The sequence below is a fragment of the Alkalibacterium sp. s-m-28 genome (assembly GCF_054658175.1).
Map to the genome: position 1 here is coordinate 1 of NZ_BAAGIQ010000154.1, position 3,047 is coordinate 3,047.

At 51.4% G+C, this 3,047-nt stretch carries 1 rRNA gene; it reads left to right on the forward strand.

Going from position 1 to position 3,047, the window contains the following annotated elements:
- Positions 1-108 precede the first annotated feature (108 nt).
- A 23S ribosomal RNA gene (locus ACYQ4S_RS11460) occupies positions 109-3,023 on the forward strand.
- Positions 3,024-3,047: the final 24 nt, after the last annotated feature.

Consider the following 3,047-nt stretch of genomic DNA (forward strand, 5'->3'; position numbering starts at 1 on the left):
TAAACACAACACAAACATGTTAAGAAACAACACCGAGAAATAGATTTATTGAGAACAGTTTTGTTCGTTAACAAAACTCTCATCGCTATGAATTACCCTTAACCACCAGGTTAAGTGAATAAGGGCGCACGGTGGATGCCTTGGCACTAGGAGCCGATGAAGGACGGGACGAACACCGATATGCTCTGGGGAGCTGTAAGTAAGCATTGATCCAGAGATTTCCGAATGGGGGAACCCATCACTTTTCATCAAGTGATATGTTTATAGTGAATACATAGCTATAGACAAGGTAGACGTGGGGAACTGAAACATCTAAGTACCTGCAGGAAGAGAAAGCAAACGCGATTCCCCGAGTAGCGGCGAGCGAAACGGGAAGAGGCCAAACCAGAATGCTTGCATTCTGGGGTTGTAGGACCGGCGATATGGACAAGAGACGATAGCAGAAGCAGCTGGAAAGCTGTGCGAGACAGGGTGACAGCCCCGTATGCGACATCGAACCTTGCCTAGCTGGGATCCTGAGTACGGCGGAACACGAGAAATTCCGTCGGAATCCGGGAGGACCATCTCCCAAGCCTAAATACTCCCTAGTGACCGATAGTGAACCAGTACCGTGAGGGAAAGGTGAAAAGAACCCCGGAAGGGGAGTGAAACAGCACCTGAAACCGTGTGCTTACAAGTAGTCAGAGCCCGTTAACGGGTGATGGCGTACCTTTTGTAGAATGGACCGGCGAGTGACGATGTCATGCAAGGTTAAACCGAAGAGGTGGAGCCGCAGCGAAAGCGAGTCTGAATAGGGCGTAGAGTATGCCGTCGTCGACCCGAAACCAAGTGACCTACCCATGTCCAGGGTGAAGATGCGGTGAAACGCATTGGAGGCCCGAACCCAAGTACGTTGAAAAGTGCTGGGATGAGGTGTGGGTAGCGGAGAAATTCCAATCGAACTTGGAGATAGCTGGTTCTCTCCGAAATAGCTTTAGGGCTAGCCTCGGATAGTGCATCATGGAGGTAGAGCGACTGTTTGGACTAGGGGCCCTTATCGGGTTACCGAATCCTGATAAACTCCGAATGCCATGTTATGTAGATCCGGGAGTCACACTGCGAGTGATAAGATCCGTAGTGGAAAGGGAAACAGCCCAGACCGTCGGCTAAGGTCCCCAAATTCTTGTTAAGTGGAAAAGGATGTGGGGCTGCTTAGACAACTAGGATGTTGGCTTAGAAGCAGCCATCATTTAAAGAGTGCGTAATAGCTCACTAGTCGAGTGGCCCTGCGCCGAAAATGTACCGGGGCTAAACAAGATACCGAAGCCACGGATAGAACCATTGGTTCTATGGTAGGAGAGCGTTCTAAGGGCGGTGAAGCAAGATCGTGAGGACTTGTGGAGCGCTTAGAAGTGAGAATGCCGGTATGAGTAGCGAAAGACGGGTGAGAATCCCGTCCACCGAATGACTAAGGTTTCCTGGGGAAGGCTCGTCCTCCCAGGGTTAGTCGGGACCTAAGCTGAGGCCGATAGGCGTAGGCGATGGACAACAGGTTGATATTCCTGTACCAGTCTGCTTTGTTTGAGCAATGGAGGGACGCAGGAGGCTAAGATATGCACGCTGCTGGAATAGCGTGCCCAAGCAACAAGTCTGAGGATGAGTCAAATGCTTATCTTCTTAAGGACAAGTTGTGATGGGGAGGGAACTTATAGTACCGAAGTATCCGATGTCACACTGCCAAGAAAATCTTCTAGTGAGAAGTAGGCTGCCCGTACCGCAAACCGACACAGGTAGTCGAGGAGAGAATCCTAAGGTGATCGAGAGAACTCTCGTTAAGGAACTCGGCAAAATGACCCCGTAACTTCGGGAGAAGGGGTGCTGACCACATGGTCAGCCGCAGTGAATAGGCCCAAGCGACTGTTTACCAAAAACACAGGTCTCTGCTAATTCGAAAGAAGATGTATAGGGGCTGACACCTGCCCGGTGCTGGAAGGTTAAGAGGAAGGGTTAGCTTCGGCGAAGCTCTGAATTGAAGCCCCAGTAAACGGCGGCCGTAACTATAACGGTCCTAAGGTAGCGAAATTCCTTGTCGGGTAAGTTCCGACCCGCACGAAAGGTGTAACGATTTGGGCACTGTCTCAACGAGAGACTCGGTGAAATTATAGTACCTGTGAAAATGCAGGTTACCCGCGACAGGACGGAAAGACCCCATGGAGCTTTACTGTAGTTTGATATTGAGTGTCTGTACAGCTTGTACAGGATAGGTAGGAGCCAATGAAGCCAGGACGCCAGTCTTGGTGGAGGCGTTGGTGGGATACTACCCTAGCTGTATGGCCACTCTAACCCGCGACCGTAAACCGGTCGGGAGACAGTGTCAGACGGGCAGTTTGACTGGGGCGGTCGCCTCCTAAAATGTAACGGAGGCGCCCAAAGGTTCCCTCAGAATGGTTGGAAATCATTCGTAGAGTGTAAAGGCAGAAGGGAGCTTGACTGCGAGACCTACAAGTCGAGCAGGGACGAAAGTCGGGCTTAGTGATCCGGTGGTACCATATGGAAGGGCCATCGCTCAACGGATAAAAGCTACCCTGGGGATAACAGGCTTATCTCCCCCAAGAGTTCACATCGACGGGGAGGTTTGGCACCTCGATGTCGGCTCATCGCATCCTGGGGCTGTAGTCGGTCCCAAGGGTTGGGCTGTTCGCCCATTAAAGCGGTACGCGAGCTGGGTTCAGAACGTCGTGAGACAGTTCGGTCCCTATCCGTCGCGGGCGTTGGAGATTTGAGAAGAGCTATCCTTAGTACGAGAGGACCGGGATGGACACACCGCTGGTGTACCAGTTGTCAGGCCACTGGCATCGCTGGGTAGCTATGTGTGGACAGGATAAACGCTGAAAGCATCTAAGCGTGAAGCCCCCTTCAAGATGAGATCTCCCATTCCTTTAAGGAAGTAAGACCCCTGAAAGATGATCAGGTGGATAGGCTGGAAGTGGAAGCATAGTGATATGTGGAGCGGACCAGTACTAATCGGTCGAGGACTTAACCACAAGAAAGAAAGTATAGCGAGGCGG